This is a genomic window from Vallitalea guaymasensis, assembly GCF_018141425.1.
In the GTDB taxonomy this organism is placed as follows: domain Bacteria; phylum Bacillota; class Clostridia; order Lachnospirales; family Vallitaleaceae; genus Vallitalea; species Vallitalea guaymasensis.
Window position 1 is genome coordinate 3,467,110 of record NZ_CP058561.1, and the last position, 21,279, is coordinate 3,488,388.

Here is a 21,279-nt window from a genome sequence, read left to right on the forward strand (position 1 = left end):
ACAAGGAGGTTTAAATATATGAAAATTGTTGTTGTGGGTAGTACTAATATGGATTACGTATTAAAAACCAATGAATTACCTAAGTTGGGGGAAACATTGTCAGCTATGTCTTTTAATACTGTATTCGGCGGTAAAGGTGCTAATCAAGCTGTAGCAGCAGCAAGACTTGGTGCAGAAGTTACGATGATTGCAGCTGTTGGTGATGATAGTATTGGTGAACAGCTAAAGGATAATCTTGCAAAAGAAAGTATAAATGTTGAAGGTGTAAATGTAGTAGAGGGACCAAGTGGTGTAGCAATGATTACAGTTGCGGATAATGGTGATAATACTATTGTTGTTTATCCAGGAGCCAATGGGAAGATTGATGAGAAATGGCTGGAGGCTAATGAAGCATTGATAATGTCAGCGGACTGTATACTTGTTCAATTGGAGATTCCTATTAATGTAGTTATGAAGGCGGTTAAAATAGCTAGTGATAATAACGTGAAAGTTATATTTAATCCAGCGCCAGCAAAAGAGTTTCCTAATGATATTTTCAAGTATGTAGATATAATTACACCTAATGAGACAGAGTTGAAGAAGATATCAGGAAAAGAGGATATTAAAGAAGGTGCTATGGAATTAATTGAAAGAGGCGCTAATAGTGTTGTTGTGACACTTGGTGAACAAGGAAGTATGTATATTGATAAGGATAATACAATTAGTGCAGGTTCGTTTACTGTAAAGTCTATTGATAGTACTGCGGCGGGAGATGCTTTTAATGCGGCATTAGGGATAAAGCTTATTGAATCAGATGATATAGAGGATGGGTTGAAGTATTCAAATGCTGTGGGAGCTTTGGTTACGACTAAATTAGGGGCACAGACTTCTTTGCCGTTTAAGAATGAAGTGGAAGCATTTATGAAAAATAAATAGGAACGTAGAACTTATTTTTATTTATTTGCAAAATAGGTTAATGGTAATTATAGTGCAAGACGGTCGTAGATGGAGGGATGGGTGCAATAAAGTAGTTCAGATTAAAGGAGCCTAAGAAAAGCTAAGGTTCGTTCCAGAGGTATTTCCTAAAGCTTACAAACTCCCTAGCGGTCAAACAAGTAAGCTTCTTAACGGAAATACCTCTTCCACTCACCAAGCTTTTCTAAGGCTCCTTTAAAAGTCACATCTTTATTGCACACATCCCCCCATCTACTTGGCTCGTTCTGTGAAGCTTGAGGCTAGATTAATCAAGTAAGATGGTAATAGGAAATATAACAGTGGCAAGGTACTTTTGTAAATATAACCGAGAGCCTAGTAAATGCCATATCTGTAATCTTTCAATGGGGATAAGAAGGTAAGGTATTCTAGGTGTTACGTCAAGTGAACCATGGACGGTGAACGCCTTTCCTTTAATCAGGACGATTAACGGAAAGGAAAAGTAACACCTAGAATACCTTACAGAAGCCACTGGATATAAGGAAAGATTAGAGATATGGTATTTACGGAAGTACTGCAAAATTGTACGATTTATAATTCTTTTTTTATTTTGAACAGTATATTTTTCAGTATGAGATAATATGTTATCAAAAAGTGACGTTTATAGGAGGATAAAAAAACATATAATCATGGGATGTATTGGAATGTCATTAAACATGTTAATAGCCTAAAATAGGCATGAATACTAGGAAACCTAGCAAACATGCCCTGAACTTATCAAAGATAGCACTATTTTACATCTTTATAGTTTACTTAAAAAATATGTTAATCAAACTTATAATATTTTAACTTACTATAAAACTGTTCCTTTAACTCTCTAAACGAATATGGAGTAAAATTATCATTATGATATCTATCTTCTAACCACTTTTTTATTATGTTTAAATCATTAATGATATCATTAAATCTATTTTTATCTTTAATAGTCCCAGTTTTAATTAATTCAATATTATATTGTTTTAGAAGAGATATATATGTTTGATAAAATGTACCAATGAATATACTGTCACTTCTAAATATATATGTGTAGGTAATATCAGCTACTTCTAATGCATCAATAATATTTTGTATTTTGATATATGAATCATCTTCTAATATTTTATCATCTTCTAATTCAGTAAGAAGATTCATGCTAAGTAGATGATCATTCATAATTATTATTTCTTCATTATTATTAGAATTTTCAACATTATGCAATTTAGTTCTAATTCCAATTATATATAATAAAAGTATTATTATAATTGATATATACATATAAAAGTATTTTTTCTTCATAAAAGTCCCTCTCTATAAACACTCAAAAAATCCACTCTGAGAACCTTCATTGTATTTTCTAATAGTTAGAGAATATTGATCATCTACCTTTGTTAAAGCATTTTTCATAGTTATCTTACAACCTCTAAGCTCATCGTCATCATCAAAAGTTTTATGTCCACTTGATTTAAATGTTGACGTATATGGTGTCCATGTAATTCCTGCACCAACTACTTTTCCAATCCATAATCCAGGACTTATTGATAATCCACCTTCATCAGTGTGTACATCATATCCCCATTCAAATCTTCGAATTGTATCAATTGCTGCATTATAAGTATAAGTTTTAGAGACAAGTGCTGATTGGGCAAGACAATTATAGACTCCTAAAAAAGTTTTATCATACTCTTTACCATTGCAATAGTATTTTTGTTCTACCATTCTTAAATATGAATCATCTTCCTGAGTATCACTACCTTCATATGAATATACCGTTGATGACGCTTTAAGCTTAATTGTATATTTATAACAATCTTCTGGTCCATTATATAATATTGTGTCAAAATATTCATCATCTTCAACTGGAGACATTTTGGTGAGTACTCTTTCATTTTTAACAGGTTTCAACGTTTTGATCCACCAATGCTCATCTTCAATATTTTCTATCATCGGTACATTATAATTAGTTTTACTATTGTAATTATTAAGAACATGTAATGGTAATTCAAACATAAAAAATTCTCTTGTATCATTTTTCAATAAGTATATCTGTAAGATATCACTATTATTTTCTGAATTATGTTTAGTAACAAAGCAGTTCTTATTCTTAGAATTTTTTATTGTAGATACAAAAACCACGTTAAAATTATTGGATTTATCATATGGGTTGCTACCCACTAGCACCTCATCTAATGTTAAAGACTTCCTTAATTGTGTTTTTAGGTACAAGGGATAATTATTATTATCATATGTTACTGTAGCGTGAATGCTTAAATCATTTTCTTCAATTTTTGTATCATTTATAGATATTTTTGCTTCTTGTAGATCCGACATCATATTAGATCCATCATTATTAAGATTTAAGTTAACTGTACCTACATAATTGTTTGTTGCATTAGTAACCTCACTAAAAATTTGACAATATAAAACACTTACTAAACATATTGCAATAATTATTTTGATTTTATTTCTATTCATATATATTCTCCTTCATACTAATTTATTATAAGTATTTTTTAAATTTTATATTAAAGCTGCAGCATCAATAACAAAAAAATATTATTAAATTGCTAGGTTTATATTTTTTTACGAATATATTTTTTCAATTTTTACATAATTAATTATACTATTTATATTTTTTTATACAATACTAATATAGAAATTCGTCACTTTGTAATTATATAAAAAATAGCTTAATTTTATATAAGGGTAATAAACTATAAAAAGGTTACAATGTTTTTTATTTTTGTTATTTTTAGATAAAATACATATATATATATTGGTTATATTTACAACTAATATTTTTATATACGAATAATATAATTTGTTTAGATTTATGAATTTACGCTTATTACTTAATAATAAAAAATAATTTACCAATAAATTTAAGGTCATTTTTATATAGATTAAAGAGGATTAGACCTAGTAAAATTATATTACTTCCGTCAATACCATATCTCTAATCTTTCCTTAAGTCCAGTGGCTTCTGTAAGGTATTCTAGGTGTTACTTTCCTTTCCGTTAATCGTCCTGATTAAAGGAAAGCGTTCACCGTCCATGGTTTACTTAACGTAACACCTAGAGTACCTTACCTTCTTATCCTCATTCAAAATTAAAGAAATGACATTTACTAGGCTCTTGGTATTAGTTCACAATAGTACTACTTAGTATTGTTTGAAATTATTTTTATAGATAGCAGAATAAAAAAAGTAAAAATATGTTAAAAACTTCTTCGACTAGTGTTATAATAAAACTAATTAATATTTTTTACAAAGGAGGAGTTATATGAAACAACCACATATACTATGTAGTGACAATGACATTGAAAAAATGGTTATATTGCCTGGAGACCCAGAACGTGTACTACGAGTGGCCGGCTTTTTAGATACTTGGGAAGAAGTTGCTTATAATCGTGAGTTTAGAACTATCAAAGGGACATATAAGGAAATGCCAATTACAGTGACATCAACTGGTATAGGTGGTGCTTCAGCAACTATTGCCCTTGAAGAACTAATAGCTTGTGGTGCAAAGTACTTTATTCGAATAGGCAGTGCAGGTGCTTGTAATAACCAGATTGATATTGGAGATTTGATAATACCTACAGGTGTAGTTAGAGAAGAAGGAGCTTCAAGAATGTACGTAAGTGATAACTATCCTGCAGTAGCAAGCTTCAATCTTCTAAGAGTTATAAATGATACAAGCATAAAATTAGGTTACAAAACTTTTATGGGTATTACAAGAAGTCATGACTCTTTTTATATTGATAATGAACGTGAAATAATGAAACATTGGAATTCCAAGAACGTCCTAGGCTCAGATATGGAGACATCTGCTATCTATACTGTAGGCTCCCTTAGACAAATACACGTAGCAAGTATCCTCAATAATGTCGTAAGATATGAAGCAGATGTAAAAGACGCTATCAACGATTATGTAGACGATGAAACAAAAGCCACCGAAGGCGAAAAAAAAGAAATAATCCTAGCCCTTGAATCATTCTACAACTTATATTGTGAGCTATTTGATAATCAATAAAAAACAAATCAGTATATTTAAGAAATTACAAGTAAACTACAATAAATTACTAACTAAAATAACAAATCATCATAATAAGTAGCCATCAGAGAAGAGGTTATAGGGTTCGTTTTACGCAGACCGTTCCTTTGGAGTAAGGCAAGTAAAACGAACCCTATAACCTCAATCAACTATTCCCGTTCACAACCTAAAAACTAACTATCCCCTATACTTCCTTCCTACCCAAATAATAAAACCCTTTGGAAGTATTACCATTCATCGTAGTATATGACATCTCTTTAAACTCAATCCTATCAAAACAACTAAGCAATTCCCTAATCCAATCCACCGTATGATGCCTCATAATAGCACCCTCTGGTAATTCAAACACACCATACTTATTAAACTTGTTATGAAAAACATTATACCTCTTAACATTTCTTTCATCAGAATTAATCAAGAAATCATTTATATAAATGACGCCCTTAGGTTTCAAAATCCGTCTGATCTCAGATATCAATGCTCTCTGGTCATTATCACTGATAATACTAGTTAGAACAGCAAGTATAATAACAGCATCAAAAGAGTTATCTTCATATTCTAAAGTCTTACTATCTGTGCATTTTAGATTAAGATGAGGATATTGAAGTTTTCCTCTGTCAATCATATTCTTAGAGAAATCAATTCCATATAAATTGTTGTATCCCTTTTCATATAATTGGTCTAAAGTCCTTCCATAACCACAGCCTATATCTAAGATTGTATCATTTTTAGATATATACTTAGAAAAAACATTAAATTGAAATGGAGTAGTAAAGTTCTTACTATCTGCCATCTTATTCCAATAAGATTTTTGATAATTATAGTCCATTTGGTTAATCTCCTTTTTCTTTTGGATATTCTAACATATATATGTATTATTTGAAAGTATAAAAATTATATCCTATTAAATATGAAATTAATAAATAAATGATGGGTATTTTGGAGATCTATTTGGTTTGTAAATTATAAAAATAAAAGTGAATTGACTAAATACTTATTAAAATAAATATAAAAATAATATATATTAAAACTAATGAAAAATATTGAATAATACATTGGGAAAATGGTGATAAAATGCTAATATATACTTAATAAGCAAAAGCTTATAATATAAGCACATATTAAGGAGAGGGTTATGACTGGTCGAGAAAAGGAAATATTAGAATTGATTAAAAGAAACCCACTTATTTCACAGAAAGAGATAGGTGAAAAGCTTAATATTACTCGTTCATCAGTTGGGGTTCATATTACTAATCTAATAAAAAAAGGTTATATCAAAGGGAGAGGATATGTCATGAATAAGTCCGATTATGTAACAGTAATTGGAGCAGCTAATATTGATATTCATGGATTTACTGAAGAAAAACTTATTGAGAGAGATTCTAATCCTGGACATATCAAAATATGTCTTGGTGGTGTAGGGAGGAATATCTCTGAAAATTTGGCTAGATTAGGAATTGATACAAAACTTATTTCAGCAACAGGAGGTGATATGAATAGTAAGAGACTTATTGATGAATGTAATCAGGTAGGTATTGATATGGAACATTCTCTGATATTACCAGATCAGAATGCATCAATTTATTTAGCGATCATGGATGTAAAAGGTGATATGTCCATAGCTTTATCAGACATGAGCATTGTTGATAGAATGACACCAGAATTCATTAAAAGTAAGTATCATATAATCAAGAATTCTGAAGTCATAGTTGTTGATACCTGCTTATCAAGACAAGTCATAGAATTCATTTTAAACAATTTTAAAGATAAAAAAATATTATTGGACCCTGTATCAATAAGGAAATCAAGAAGAGTAAAAGATATAATTGGTGGTTTTCATACAATAAAACTTAATAAGCACGAAGCAGAGTTCCTTTCGGATATTAAGATAGAAGATGCTCGTGGTCTTAAGAAGGCAGTTGATTATTTTATTGATCAAGGTGTTAAGAGAGTATTTATTACTTTGGGTGAGAAAGGGGTATATTACGGAGAAGGTGACTATACTAATACATATAAAGCACCAAAAATAAGTGTGGTGAATGCTACAGGTGCAGGAGATGCCTTTATGGCAGGAGTTGTATATGGGAATCTATATGATAAGGGTATTGATGAGATTGCAAAATTTTCTACAGCAGCTGCAATATTGGCACTAAAACATCACGAAACGGTTAATCCAAATATGAGTATAGAAAGTATTAATAAAATAATGGAGGAGATAGAATGTTAGATTATATGGATATCAAGCCAGAAGTTAAAAGAGCGTTAGAGGAAAATAAACCTGTTGTAGCACTTGAATCGACTATAATATCTCATGGAATGTCATATCCAGAAAATATAGAGAGTGCTAAGACCTGTGAGAGTGAAATCAGAAAAGAAGGTGGAGTACCTGCTACTATAGCTATTATTGGTGGTAGAATGAAAGTGGGATTAACTGATGAAGAACTTGTTTACTTTGGAGAAACCAAAGGGATAAGAAAAGCAAGTAGAAGAGATGTTCCCATGTTGATAGCCAGTAAACTTGATGGAGCAACAACAGTTGCCACTACAATGCTCATTGCTAATTTGGCAGGAATCAAGGTGTTTGCAACAGGAGGTATCGGAGGAGTTCATAGAAATGCCCAACAGACATTTGATATATCTGCTGATTTGATGGAGCTGGCTAATACTAATGTAGCTGTTGTAAGTGCAGGGGTGAAATCTATATTAGATATTGGTCTAACATTGGAATACTTAGAGACTCAAGGAGTTCCAGTTATTGGATATGGAACTAATGATTTTCCTGCTTTCTATACTAGAAAAAGTGGGTATAGTGTAGATTATAATGCAGATTCTACGGAAATAATCGCTAAAGCAATAAAGGTAAAAGAAGATTTAAATATAAAAGGTGGTATGGTTATAGGTAATCCAATACCAGAAGAATATGAGATGGATTATGATTTCATAAATAATGCCATTGACAAAGCTGTACAAGATGCAGAGAAAAAAGGGATTAAGGGTAAGAATATTACACCTTTCATTTTATCTGAAATACATCATATAACAGAAGGAAAGAGTCTATATTCTAATAAAAAATTAGTATATAATAATGCAAGAGTGGCAGCTAAGATAGCTAAGGAGTTATGTGCATTATATTAATATGAAATAAGAAAAATATAATATATGAATTTATATGATAGATGCCTACATAAAAGTAATCTCAGTTTATGTAGGCGTTTATTATTTTTCATTGAAATTATGTAAGGATGTATATTAGATGAACATATAACATTGGTTTGAAGTGTGTGGCTTTATATATTTATTGAATGTTGAAACTGCTGTATTGCTGATTATATATAGGGTAATAAACTTAGTGCTCCAAAAAAATAATAAATTAATTATAAATTTTTATTGACAAATATATAAGATGTAAATATAATATAATATATATTAGATGGTTATATAATATAACTTTAGTTAAATAATCATTTGAAAGAATTGAAGCTGGAGGATATATTAAATATGAATAAGACTAAGAAAAATACAATTTTGTTTTTATTAGGAAAACTAGTATCTTTATTTGGAACACGTATTTATGGATTTGCTATGGGGCTGTACATATTAAAAATAACAGGTTCTGCTCTTAACTTCTCTATAAGTATATTACTATCAACAATACCTGCATTGATTTTTGGTCCTATTGGAGGAGTTATAGCTGATAGGGTGGATAGAAAGAAAATGGTTCTGTTAGCAGATTTCTTTAGTGGCGTTATAATGTTTATCGCTTTTGGATTAAGTCAGATTTTTGGATTGGAACTTTGGATAATATATATGTCAACAGTTTTACTTTCAATACTTAATGCATTGTTTGCAACAGCTTTTGATGCAGCTTTACCTAACTTGGTAGATGAATCCAGTTTAAGTAAAGTGAATTCATATAACCAAGCTATGAATAGTTTAACAGGTGTATTAGCACCGATTATAGGTGGTATTGTCTATGCACTAGTGCCCCCAACCATGTTCATACTATTTAATGGTATATCATTTGTATTATCAACTTTCTCAGAATACTTTATTGATTTTTATTGGAAAGTAGAAAAAAGCGTAGAAAAAATAGTTATCAAAGAAGTAGACTTTTTTGCTAATATTAAAGAAGGATTTGCTTATATTAAAACTAAAAGCTTAATATTTAGTGTTATATCCGTTGCTGTTTTCATCAATTTTCTGTTTACAGCTATAAATGTTGCTATACCACATATTGTAGTTGTTCAATTCAATATGTCAGATGAGATATATGGTATTATTGAATCTGCACTGGCAATAGGTTCTTTATTTGTTTCAATTACATTCGCTAATAAATTGGGAGTATTGAAGCCATTGAAAATGGGTCTTTTCGTAATTGGGTTGGGTATTATAAATATACTTTTCAGTGTTCCATTAATAGCTACTGGATTACTTGATATTAACAATTTTGTAGCTGTATATTATAGTATTCTATTCTTCCTTATGGGATGTATTCTTGTACTAATCAATATTCCTATGGCTGTTTATATACAGAAGACTACAGATGATGAATATAGAGGTAGAGTGATGGGATTGAATGGTACACTTTGTATGGCGATTTCACCTCTAGGTTACTTATTACATGGATTTTTACTTGATTTAATACCAACATATATTATAATGATATATGCAGGGGTTGGTATATTCTTGATTGCAATATACATGATTAAGAAAATGAATAAAATAATTGAGAATGATGAATCAATCGTTGGGGTTAAAGACACTTTAAAAGTTGCTGAGGCAGAAAGTTGATGGAGTGATGTAATGGTATCTGATATAAATTATAATATAGTAATAGATTTCATACAATCAATTACTAGGATAATCAATGCTAATGAGTGGCCAGATTATGCAAAAAGATTTAAACTGAATAATGACATTTCAGAATATGTCAAGTATGTTCAAGACAATATGGATCCTATATTAAAAAGGGATATGGAATATTATTGCGGTAAGTTTTGCAAAGGATTGTTTGCAGTAATTTTCTACGCAATAGATGAAGATATCAATGATATTGGTATATTACTTGATAATATGGATAAGATGTCTGGGGAGGACTTAGTTAATATAATTATTCAAAAACTGGAGCTTGATATTCCAAAAGATGCTAGTGAAAAACAAATACAAACAGTCATTGAGGATGATTTGCGAAATGATATGCAGGATTTGGATAAAGTTGAAATATACATGGATTACTTCAGGTATCCTAATGAAATGAAAGAAAGATTGGTAATAACGCTAAGAGAATATTATAATAAATTCTTTGAATCCATAGAACAAGATGTTAAAGACTTCATGGATAAAAAATTAAATGAGCATAGATTGTTGATAAAAGAAGATTATGACAAATTCTTTGATAATATGGTTATGCTGATAGATAAAGATGTAGTTATAGATAAAGAAGTTAAGTTTTATATATGTTATTTCAGCGAAATAGGTTGTGGACTCAGATATACTGAAGACGGAGTTTATACTATCACCTATGGGTATGGATTAGAACAAAAATATGATGATAACATGAAGAAGATGGAATATAGAGAGCTGATAAAGCTACTCAATGATGATAATCGTTTCAAAATAATTGATTTGTTAGGCAAAAGATCATGGTATAGCAAAGAATTGGCAGATCATCTAGGTATAACTACTGCAACTATGAGCTATCATATTAAAAAAATGAGTACATTAGGAATATTTGATATTGAGACAGGTAAAAATAAAAGATTATATTATAGATTAAATAAAAATAAATTCATAAAAATAGTCAATAATATGTTATTTGATATTATTGATGCTCAAGAATAAAATTTTATTGTTATCCCACAACAAAAAATATATTTTATTTAAGATTATAATATAATCTGATTTAACTAATTAATAATAGATTTTATTTAGTAATTATAGCTATGAAAATTAAAATTCATAGCTTTTTTTTATAGAAAATTAATATTGACCGTTGGTCATTTTGAGAATATAATAATCTTAAATTAAAAAATGACCGTTGGTCAAATATAGATTGAAGGTGTGCTATGAGTAAGATTATAGAGAATAAAAAGCAAAAGAAGAACGCTATCTTTAGTTCAGCATATGAATTGTTTACAACTAAAGGTTTTGATAAGACTGCAATAAACGATATTGTAAAAAAGGCAGGTGTGGCTAAAGGTACTTTCTACCTCTATTTTAGAGATAAGAATCAAATACTTGATAATATAATTTTAAAGAAAAGTTCAGTTATCATAAAAGAAGCGTTTGAAGAAACTATGGATAAAGAACATGAAAACTTTATTGATGCTATTATATTCTTTACTAATTATACAATAGAATACCTCAAGGATAATATTATTCTTTTAAGTCTCATCTACAAAAACTTATCGTGGGGATTGTATAGAAAAGCATTAAGTGGTCCTGAATTAAGTAAGGACATGGATGAAATATACAGAACATTTTTAGGTAAGTTAAAAGACCATAATATTCCTGTTGAAGATGTGGATAAAACATTATTTCTTATTATCGAGTTAGTTGGTTCAACTTGTTATAGCTCAATTATCCTAAAAGAGCCAGCAAGCATAGATGAAATGAAGCCAATTCTTTTCAATGTAATAAGGAAAATGCTTGAATAGTAGTAGACGTTTAAAAGGACTGATGATTGCAGAAAGGGAGGATAACATGAAAAAGTTTGCAAGAATGATTGTAAAACATAGAAAATTAGTTTTACTAATTGGTGTCTTGTTGATGATACCATCACTTTATGGTATGACTAATACAAGAGTCAATTATGACTTACTAACTTATTTACCAGAAGAGTTAGATTCTATGAAAGGTCAAGAAATAGTTGATAAAGTATTCCATAAAGCAGCCACAGGGTTACTGATTATTGAAGATATGGAATCAAAAGATGTAATTAAATTAAAAGAAAAAATAGATGAAGTAGAAGGTGTTGAAAAAACCCTTTGGATCAGTGATTTAATGGATATCACTATACCTAAAGAATTTCTGCCAAGTGATATAAAAGATGTATTCTACAGCGAGAATTCAACATTGATGATGATAGAATTCACCCATGAAGCTGCATCAGATGCAACTCAGACAGCAATAGAAGACATTAGAGGAATAATGAACAAACAATGTTTCTTAAGTGGTATGTCAGCAATACTTAGAGATACGATTAAATTAGCTGATAAAGAAACACCAATATATGTTTTACTAGCAGTTGTATTAGCTACAATCGTTTTAGCATTGACATTAGAATCAACAATTGTTCCATTGATCTTTTTAGCCGCAATAGGTATGGCTATATTATATAACTTTGGTACTAACATTTTCCTAGGAGAAATATCGTATATAACCAAGTCCCTGGCGGCAGTACTCCAGTTAGGGGTTACCATGGACTTCTCAATCTTCTTATTACATAGATATGAAGATGAACTGAAGATTAACAGTAACAAAGATGAAGCTATGGCTGTTGCAATAACTAAGACAGCAACATCAATTGCAGGTAGTTCATTAACTACTATTGCAGGTTTCTTAGCTTTAGCAGTCATGAAATTAGGATTAGGTAAAGATATAGGTTTTGTAATGGCAAAAGGAGTTTTCATAGGTGTAATATGTACGATAACTATTCTGCCAGCACTTATACTAACTTTCAATAAAGTTATACACAGATTCAATCATGGTACGGTATTACCATCATTTAATGGTACAGCTAATTTTGTAACAAAACACTATAAGAAATTTGTAGTATTGTTTGTTCTATTATTCATACCTTTTATATATGGTAAAGCCAACACAGAAGTATATTATAACCTAGATGAATCACTACCAAGAAATCTTGATTCAATAGTGGCACTTGATAAGCTGAAAACAGGTTATGATATGACTACTACCCATATGATTGTTATTGATTCCGAGACTCCATCATACCAAGCAAAAGAGATGCTAGGAGAAATCGAGCAATTACCAGGAGTTCAGTCAGTTATTGGGTACGATAAATTAGTAGGTCCTGCAATACCTTATGAATATGTACCAGATAAGTTAACGGATATACTTGAAAAAGATGGTCACAAACTCATCTTGGTTAATTCAAGTTTCAAAGCCGCTACAGATGAACAAAACAAACAATTACAAGATATGAATGATATCGTTAAAAAATATGATGAAAACGGTATGGTTACAGGTGAAGGTGCATTGACAAAAGACTTGGTCGAGTTAGCAGATGTGGACTTCAAAAATGTAAGTATAGCATCAATTGTTGCAGTATTCGCAATTATACTATTAGTATTCGGTTCTGTATCAATTCCTATTATCCTAGTAGGAACTATAGAACTTGCGATATTTATTAATATGGGAATACCTTACTATACTAATACGACTATCCCATTTGTATCCTCAATCGTAATTGGAACCATTCAATTGGGAGCAACAGTAGACTATGCAATATTATTAACCACTAGATTCAGAGAAGAGTTGCGACATGGACATGATAAAATCGAAGCTATGAGACTTAGTCTTCTAGGTTCAGTCAGATCAATAGTAACTAGTGCCTTAACATTCTTTGGTGCAACAGTAGGTGTCGGATTCATCGCTGATATGGAAATGATAAAAAGTTTAACAGGTATGATTTCAAGAGGTGCAATAATCAGTATGTTCGTAATCATATTCATGTTACCAGCACTTCTCCTCTTATTTGAAGGATTTATAGCAAAAACTAGTAGAAAATGGCGCAGAAATTAAGGAAGGATGATATAGTATGAATAAAAGAATTAAAAAGATATGTAGTTTAGCAACTGTTTTACTAATGACAACTAGTAGTTTATCTTTTGCTGCTGATGGTACCATCAAAAAAGACGAAACTGTATATGTTAATCTATCCTCAGCAGGAGAAGTTGAAAAAATTATAGTAAGTGATCAGATACATTCAGATGTAGAAGGTCAAAAGGTAGTTGATAGTTCTTCTCTAACTGATATAAAAAATGTAAAAGGTGAAGAGAAACCTAGTATAGATGGTGAAAATATAGTATGGGAACTTGAAGGAAATGATTTATTCTATCAAGGTAACACAGATAAAGAGATTCCTGTAGAAATTAAAGTGAACTATTACTTGGATGGCAGTAAAATAGAACCATCAGAGTTACCAGGTAAATCAGGTAAAGTAAAAATAGAGTTAGAAACAATCAATAAAGAAAAACACCAAACAGTGATAAATGGTGAAACAAAAGATATATATACACCTTTCATGGTAGCTTCAGTGGTAATCCTACCAGATGATATTTTTAGTAATGTAGAGGTTAACTCAGGTAAAATAATAACTGAAGGAAATAACCAGATAGTAACTTATGTTTCAGTACCAGGTTTAAACGAATTGATACCTGAAGATGCAACAGATATCAATATCCCTGAAAAACTAGTAATAGAAGCAGATGCAGAAGAATTTGAATTAGGACCTATTATGTCAGTGGCAACCTGTGAGTTACCAAAAATTGACGAAGAAGGTGACCTAGGAAGTATAAGCGAAATGATTGATTCAGCGGATGAATTGGAATCAGCTTCCAGTAAACTAAGAGATGGAACAAAAACTTTATCAGATGGACAAACAGAACTTGCTGATAATCTAGTGAAATTCAGAGCTGGTGTAGTAGAATTAGGTCAAGGTAGCACAGCACTAATTGATGGAGTCAGCAAATTGGATTTGGGAATTGGTTCAGCTTACGAAGGTGCAACAAAGGTAGCTGAGGGAATAAGACTGTTTGTAGATAGTGCAGGAGAATTTGGAACAGGTGCAAAAGCTTTTGGAGCAGGAGCAACTAGTTTTGCAGAAAAAGCAGGAGAATTTGCAAATGGAGCTACTATGCTTTCTAATGGATTAGGAAAACTAACTAGCAGTACAAAAGAATTAGAAACAGGTGCAAAAACCCTAACTGGTGGAACAGACAAATTAATAGCTGGTGAAAAACAAATAACTACAGGTGTGACTGCAAGCTTAAAAGGAGTACAAAGCTTAATTAAAGCAGTAAAACAACAAGACCCTAAGAGTCCAATGTTAGCAACTCTAAAGCAGATTGAAGCTGGTCTAAAAGCTGTTGAAGACGGTTCTAACAATATGACAAATGAATTAAACAATTTCAAAAAAGGTCAACAAAAATTAACTGCTGGATTAGGTGAACTTGGAAAAGGAACAGACACTATTAAAGAAACAGCTGGTTTATTACAAGCAGGAAGCAAAGGACTTGTAGAAGGAGCTGATAAATTATCCCAATCTGCAGTACAATTAGATACTGGAGCCAAGAAAATAGTTGGTGGTTCCAAGGAATTAGTTACAGGTTCACAAGGAGTGAGTGATGGATTAGGAAAACTCTCAGAGGGTTCTAAAGCCATTATGGCAGGAAAAGATAAGTTAGTAACAGGTAATAAAGAGTTACTATCAGCAACTAATCAATTAGTAGATGGTGGAAACAGATTAAAAGATGGAGCAAAAGAACTCAATGTAAATATGAATAGATTCCATCAAGAAGGTATTAAAGAATTAAGCAGTGTCTTAACAGAAAAAACAGAGTCATTAGATGATTTACTTCTTGTAAAAGATGAACTTGTTAAGTTAGCTGATGAATACAATAGCTTTACTGGGATTGGAAAAGACATGGAAGGTTCAGTTAAATTCATTATGAAAACTGAAGAAATCAAGAAAGTTAAAGAAGCAGTTGTTAGTACAGAAACAGAAGATAAGGAAAAGAAAGGCTTCATTAACTGGATTAAAGGTCTATTCGGTAAATAAGCTGTAGATAATTATTAATAGTATAATCAATAATCAAGGAAATCTAACTCTTGGATTAATTCAGGTTAGATTGCCTTTTTATTTTTGATAAATAATTTTATGGGATTTACATTAAGGTATTTCTATATTCGCTGATTAATCTAGCTTCTGTTGATATCACACCATAAGGGTCATAGTATCTGAGTCCTTTACAACGTGGATATTTTTTTTCATAATCACGTTCAGTGCTACCATAAAAATATAAAGGGTATTTATTCAAAGTATATGTTGATATTTTACATGTCTTTTCAAAAGTATATGGATGAAACTTACCACCACTGCAATATCCACTTATTATGATTAAGGGATGGTCAGTATACACCGCTAAATGAAGATGTACAGCAGGTTCACTGCCTGTATCACCAATAGTTCCAACTCTTTGATTTTTATAAACAATGTCCCCTTTCTCAACACCGATAGACCTTAAATGAAGGTAGTTAGAATAGAAGATTTCTCCATTGATTTCATGTTCTAAAACTACAGCTTTTCCAACTCCATCATGTTGGCTATACTGGGTTCTAATATCTACAACTGTTCCCTTATGAATTGCCCCAGCCTCTGTTCCACCTATTATATCGTAACCCAAATGCCCTTTTCTACGTGTAGTCTTATCATTAAAACCTTGTGATAGACTATACCCAGCCATTGGATATCCAGCAGGAATATAATCATACTGCTTATATGACCTGAAATCATCGGTTGACAAATATGGTTTGCTACTTCCCATATATCCTGCCCAATAATAACCTCTGACCTTTTGCATATTAAGATATTCAAATTCAATAAATGCCCAGCCATTGGGTTTTTCTGTACTAAAATATGTAACTCTTGTTCCCTTTGCAATAGTACATATTTTTTTACCACGGGTATTATGAGAACTGTAACTTGATGCCTGACAGGTATAAACATCTCCTTCACTAAGAATATATCTATCACATGTTGTACGCCAAGTTTTGGAAGGAATTGCTCCAGGTGAAGGGATAGCATTACTTTTAACATAAGCTCTTTTCTTTAATCCACCAGAAATATTATATTCAATAAAATAGTATGAACCTTCTATCCATAAAACAGTAACATTCTCATTACAAACACTTCCTGCCCTCAAAAAGGTCATACTTGGTCCATAATATGTACTGTGCTTGCCTGTTACATATGCCATGTTATTCTCCTTTCAGTTATTGCTTATATTTAGCCTTGTTCAACAATCCGGATTTTGGCTTACTGTAATAATAGCATTATTTAGAACGACATTACCACGACATAGTTTGATATATTTTGAATATTAAAAAATAAAATTTGGATTCTACATTTAGTATATTCTGATTATGAATAAAAAGAATAATTATACTCAATTATGTAAATAAAAAGTATATGAAATAATCATAATAAAAATTAAACATAAGATTCAACAAGGAGACTTAATAATGAAGAAATTAATTACTACACTATTGATTACTACAGTAATAATAGCATCCATAACAGGATGTGAGCAGGCTAAGAAAAAAGTTGTTAAATTTGGAGCTACTGCTGATTATTACGGTGAAACAAAGTCTGTAATAGAACAATTCAATGGATCACAAGATACCTACGAAGTTCAATTAGTAGAATTTGATGGCAGTAATACTGATGTCCACGATAAAATAAAAACGTCCATATCTAAGGGTTCATCCGATTTGGATGTCATATCTATGGATGTAACATGGGCAGGAGAATTTGCAGGAGAAGGTTATTTAGAGCCTATTGATGTAAGAATGCAGGAAAAAGGTTATAAGAAAACTGACTTCAATGAAGGAGCCATGAGAGCAGGCAATTATGAAGGTCAACAATACACATTACCTTTTTATCTCGACCTAGGATTACTATACTATAGAAAAGATATCGTAGAAGAAACAGAAGCACAAGTATTAGAAAGTGGTAATTATACTTATACAGATTTATCTAAGTTAGCAGATAAATATAAAGGACAAGAAAATACAGAAACAGGATTCGTATTTCAATCCGGAGTGTACGAAGGATTAACCATAAATGTAACGGAATTCACTAACTCATTTCATACCCTAAAAACAGGATTGGAAACAATGAAAATGTTCGTTGATGCTGATTACACACCAAATGATATTTTATACTACAAAGAAAATGATACCAATGATGCATTTATACAAGGCAAAACCGTATTTTCAAGAAACTGGCCCTATCAATCCAAACTAGTTAACAATGAACAACTCCAACTAAATCTAAAAAAAGAACAGATTGGAATAGCACCATTACCTAACGGAGGTGTAATAGGAGGCTATGTATTAGGAATAAACAAAAACTCATCCAACAAAGATGGAGCTTGGGAATTCATAAGATATATTTCTAGCGAAGAAGGTCAAAAAACAATAGTTATCCAGGGTCAACATATACCAGGATATAATAGCTTATTGACAGACGCTGATATAATGGACTCAAATGAATTGTTCAAATCACAAGGCTATAAGAACGCATTAGCCTCATCAATAGTTAGACCTATCTCAGATAAATATAAAAAAGTATCAGACACCATACAGATGAATGTACACAAATACTTATCAGGAGCCCAAGACCTAGGTATAACCATCAAAGAATTAGAAAAACTAATAACCGACAATAAAATAATCTCAAAACAATAACAAATTGTTTATTATATAATACTATTAATATGATTACTATAGCTGCTAAAGCTACTAACCGAAAGAGTGGCAAAACACACAAATAAACATAGGGCTGTTATATATACATTTTTAAAAGTTAATATCAAGGAAGATAGACTAGGTTTAGCGTAGAGCGAAGCCATGGACGGCGTAGCGCATACCCTTTAAACAGGACGTTTAAGGGTATGAAGAGCTAAACCTAGTCTAGCTTCCAAGACTTTTAGCCATCCCCAAAAATGTATTCTATAACAGCCCTATGTTTTATGATACTACCGTTGTCCAACTATATTAAATAAACTATATTTACTCAGTTTTTTTAGTCTGCACTATAGTATACATAAACAACAACGCCACAACAAATGATATTGCTGTCAAGAAAAACAAAACATTAAACCCGATAATATCAACAAAAAGCCCAAATATCAATGGTCCGGTTATAGCAGCTACTGAAGATGAAAAATAATAAAAACCAGTATAAGTACCAACTTTTGTCTCATCAACACCTTCAACTATGTAAGGATAAGAATTAATATTAACCAATGACCAAAATATACCAGCTACCGCTAATAATGCTATCATAGTATACTTATTAAAAGGTATGATACCCACAGGTCCCATTAAACCAATAATGATAAATATAAAAACATCAGTAGTCAAACCAATAAGAATAGCTTTCCTTTTCCCTAATTTTTTTCCTATAAACCCTGAAGGAATAGCAAAAATCAAAAACGCTGCAGCAAAAGCACTGAGAATAATTCCCGATTCATGTTTTGGCAAACCGATATAATGGACTATGTAATTACTAAACGTAGCTTCCATCCCTTGATAACCAATAAACCAAAAAAGAATGGCAAAAAGTAGATGCAGGGTTTTGCTGTCTTTACTGCGTATAATATCTTTCAGTGTAGATATTATTTTAACTTTTTCATCTGATTCAGATTTACTGTATGTACTTGGTTCTTTGATGAAGAATATTATAACAAGTAAGGAAATAAGCATAACTATTCCAGTTGCAACAAAAGGTAGATTATTATTGATTTTGTACAATCTAGAACCACCATATAAAACAAAAACAGCAGCTAGACCACCCATGAAGTTAATAACTGCATTAGCTTCGCTTCTTTGGTGAGAAGGAATCATATCAGGCATTAACGCAACGGTTGGACCTCTGTAGATTGCCATTGAAAAATTCAAAACGGTAATTATGATCAAGAATAATAATAAATCATTTGAAAACATAGGTAATAAAATAAACATAAGTGCAGATATAGGAAGACCAATCATAATAAAAGGCTTTCTTCTACCGAACCTTGTATGAGTATTATCGCTTACAGCACTGATAAATGGTATTAAGAAAATAGCTAAGATGTTATCAAGGGTCATGATACTATTAACAACTAACTGGCTTGGAAAAAATTCTTTTAGAAATAATGGAACATAGTTATTATAAAGGGGCCATACTAAACTAATAGCAAAAAAACCAAAACCTAGAATAAAAGTTTTCTTATAATTTAATTTTCCTGTTGCTTCTTTAACCATAAATTCATCCTCCAATGTATTAATTTAACTTATAAAATCAAGAAAAATATATTGAACTTATTGAAATGGTGTATAGATGTTAAGCTCAATATATATATTATACAATAAAAACGTAATATTTTAGTTAAAATAATATTAAATGTATAAATTCAATATAAATAGTTGTAAAAGCATCAAGATATTCTAACCTATAAAATAAAAAAATATGATATAATAAGGTTATTGCAAAAAATTATATTACTTATTTTAAGTGAGTTACATAATATATTAGTAGAGCATGAAAGGATGTATTTATGGAGATAGATAGAATAACCCAAGAATTAACCAAGGAAATAAAGAGAGAAAATGTCATAAAAGACGAAAATATGTCAAGACACACCACTTTCAAAGTGGGAGGGAAGGCGGATTTATTTGTTTGCCCAAGTAATGTGAATGAACTATCCCATGCTATAAAGACATGTAAAACTTTTAATATACCTTATTATGTAGTAGGTAACGGAAGTAATATAATTGTAAAAGATAATGGTTTTAGAGGTGCTATAATACAAATATATAAAAACCTCAATAATGTAACTATTGAAGATGATACAATTACCGCTGATGCTGGTATACTCTTGGCAAAATTAGCCAAAATCATAGCAAATGAAAGTCTAGAAGGCTTTGAATTTGCAGCAGGTATACCTGGTACATTGGGTGGTGCAGTATATATGAATGCTGGAGCCTATGGTGGTGATATGTCCCAAGTTATTGTTTCAGCAGATGTTATTGATGAAAAAGGAAATATCATAACGTTATCAAAGGAAGAATTAGAACTAGGATATAGAACTAGCATAGTTCAACAAAAAGATTATATTGTACTAAGGGCAGTATTAAAATGTAAAAAAGGTAACAAAGAAAAAATAAAAGGTTTGATAGAAGAATTAAACAACAAGCGTAAAGAAAAACAACCATTGGAATATCCAAGTGCAGGCAGCACTTTTAAAAGACCAGAGGGGTACTATGCTGGAAAGCTTATCATGGATAGTGGATTAAGAGGTCACCAAATAGGTAATGCCCAAGTGTCAGAGAAACACTGTGGATTTATTATCAATAGAGGTGATGCAACAGCCAATGATATCATTAATCTTATTAATCATGTAAGAAATACAGTTAGAGATAAATACCACGTCAATTTAGAAACAGAAGTAAGAATTATTGGAGAATAGGAACTAGAAAGGATGAAGCT

General features: G+C 31.0%; 16 protein-coding genes. 11 read left to right on the forward strand and 5 right to left on the reverse strand.

Features of this window, described 5'->3' with window-relative positions; translation table 11 throughout:
• The first annotated feature begins 18 nt into the window (after positions 1-18).
• Positions 19-915, forward strand: coding sequence for a ribokinase (gene rbsK, locus HYG85_RS14870; RefSeq protein WP_212690326.1), 897 nt, complete (start codon positions 19-21; stop codon positions 913-915).
• Between the two features lie 822 nt (positions 916-1,737).
• Here rbsK and HYG85_RS14875 read toward each other — a convergent pair.
• A complete protein-coding gene (locus HYG85_RS14875) occupies positions 1,738-2,247 on the reverse strand; it encodes a hypothetical protein (protein ID WP_212690327.1) in 510 nt (169 codons plus the stop codon).
• Positions 2,248-2,259: 12 nt separating this feature from the next.
• Positions 2,260-3,423 carry a hypothetical protein gene (locus HYG85_RS14880; protein ID WP_212690328.1) on the reverse strand — a complete coding sequence of 388 codons (1,164 nt, stop codon included), beginning with the start codon at positions 3,421-3,423 and terminating at the stop codon, positions 2,260-2,262.
• Between the two features lie 806 nt (positions 3,424-4,229).
• Here HYG85_RS14880 and HYG85_RS14885 point away from each other — a divergent pair.
• Positions 4,230-4,979, forward strand: coding sequence for a nucleoside phosphorylase (locus HYG85_RS14885; protein ID WP_212690329.1), 750 nt, complete (start codon positions 4,230-4,232; stop codon positions 4,977-4,979).
• A gap of 205 nt (positions 4,980-5,184) precedes the next feature.
• On the opposite strand, the gene HYG85_RS14890 is transcribed toward HYG85_RS14885, so the two are convergent.
• Positions 5,185-5,829 carry a class I SAM-dependent methyltransferase gene (locus tag HYG85_RS14890; RefSeq protein WP_212690330.1) on the reverse strand — a complete coding sequence of 215 codons (645 nt, stop codon included), beginning with the start codon at positions 5,827-5,829 and terminating at the stop codon, positions 5,185-5,187.
• Positions 5,830-6,135: 306 nt separating this feature from the next.
• Here HYG85_RS14890 and HYG85_RS14895 point away from each other — a divergent pair, with 306 nt between their 5' ends.
• From HYG85_RS14895 to HYG85_RS14925, 7 genes are all read left to right on the forward strand, one after another.
• Positions 6,136-7,227, forward strand: a complete 1,092-nt coding sequence (locus HYG85_RS14895; RefSeq protein ID WP_212690331.1) for a carbohydrate kinase — start codon at positions 6,136-6,138, stop codon at positions 7,225-7,227.
• Positions 7,221-8,135, forward strand: coding sequence for a pseudouridine-5'-phosphate glycosidase (locus tag HYG85_RS14900; RefSeq protein WP_212690332.1), 915 nt, complete (start codon positions 7,221-7,223; stop codon positions 8,133-8,135). Before HYG85_RS14895 ends, HYG85_RS14900 begins: the two co-directional genes overlap by 7 nt.
• A gap of 363 nt (positions 8,136-8,498) precedes the next feature.
• Positions 8,499-9,791 carry an MFS transporter gene (locus HYG85_RS14905; protein ID WP_212690333.1) on the forward strand — a complete coding sequence of 431 codons (1,293 nt, stop codon included), beginning with the start codon at positions 8,499-8,501 and terminating at the stop codon, positions 9,789-9,791.
• 12 nt (positions 9,792-9,803) lie between these two features.
• Positions 9,804-10,841, forward strand: a complete 1,038-nt coding sequence (locus HYG85_RS14910) for a winged helix-turn-helix domain-containing protein (RefSeq protein ID WP_212690334.1) — start codon at positions 9,804-9,806, stop codon at positions 10,839-10,841.
• Positions 10,842-11,065: 224 nt separating this feature from the next.
• Complete coding sequence (locus HYG85_RS14915) at positions 11,066-11,656, forward strand: TetR/AcrR family transcriptional regulator (protein ID WP_212690335.1); 591 nt, start codon at positions 11,066-11,068, stop codon at positions 11,654-11,656.
• Positions 11,657-11,702: 46 nt separating this feature from the next.
• Entirely contained in the window at positions 11,703-13,766 is a 2,064-nt protein-coding gene (locus HYG85_RS14920; protein ID WP_212690336.1) for an efflux RND transporter permease subunit, read from the forward strand.
• Between the two features lie 16 nt (positions 13,767-13,782).
• Positions 13,783-15,804, forward strand: a complete 2,022-nt coding sequence (locus tag HYG85_RS14925; RefSeq protein WP_212690337.1) for a hypothetical protein — start codon at positions 13,783-13,785, stop codon at positions 15,802-15,804.
• A 106-nt stretch (positions 15,805-15,910) separates the two neighbouring features.
• Here the strand turns inward: HYG85_RS14925 and HYG85_RS14930 are convergent, their stop codons facing one another.
• Positions 15,911-17,002 (reverse strand): M23 family metallopeptidase, encoded by a 1,092-nt coding sequence (locus tag HYG85_RS14930; protein ID WP_212690338.1) that lies wholly within the window; start codon positions 17,000-17,002, stop codon positions 15,911-15,913.
• A gap of 265 nt (positions 17,003-17,267) precedes the next feature.
• Here HYG85_RS14930 and HYG85_RS14935 point away from each other — a divergent pair, with 265 nt between their 5' ends.
• Positions 17,268-18,494, forward strand: a complete 1,227-nt coding sequence (locus tag HYG85_RS14935; protein WP_212690339.1) for an extracellular solute-binding protein — start codon at positions 17,268-17,270, stop codon at positions 18,492-18,494.
• A 324-nt stretch (positions 18,495-18,818) separates the two neighbouring features.
• Here HYG85_RS14935 and HYG85_RS14940 read toward each other — a convergent pair whose 3' ends face one another.
• Entirely contained in the window at positions 18,819-20,054 is a 1,236-nt protein-coding gene (locus HYG85_RS14940) for an MFS transporter (RefSeq protein ID WP_113673640.1), read from the reverse strand.
• 293 nt (positions 20,055-20,347) lie between these two features.
• Between HYG85_RS14940 and murB the strand changes: the two genes are divergently transcribed.
• Complete coding sequence (gene murB / locus HYG85_RS14945; protein WP_212690340.1) at positions 20,348-21,259, forward strand: UDP-N-acetylmuramate dehydrogenase; 912 nt, start codon at positions 20,348-20,350, stop codon at positions 21,257-21,259.
• Positions 21,260-21,279: the final 20 nt, after the last annotated feature.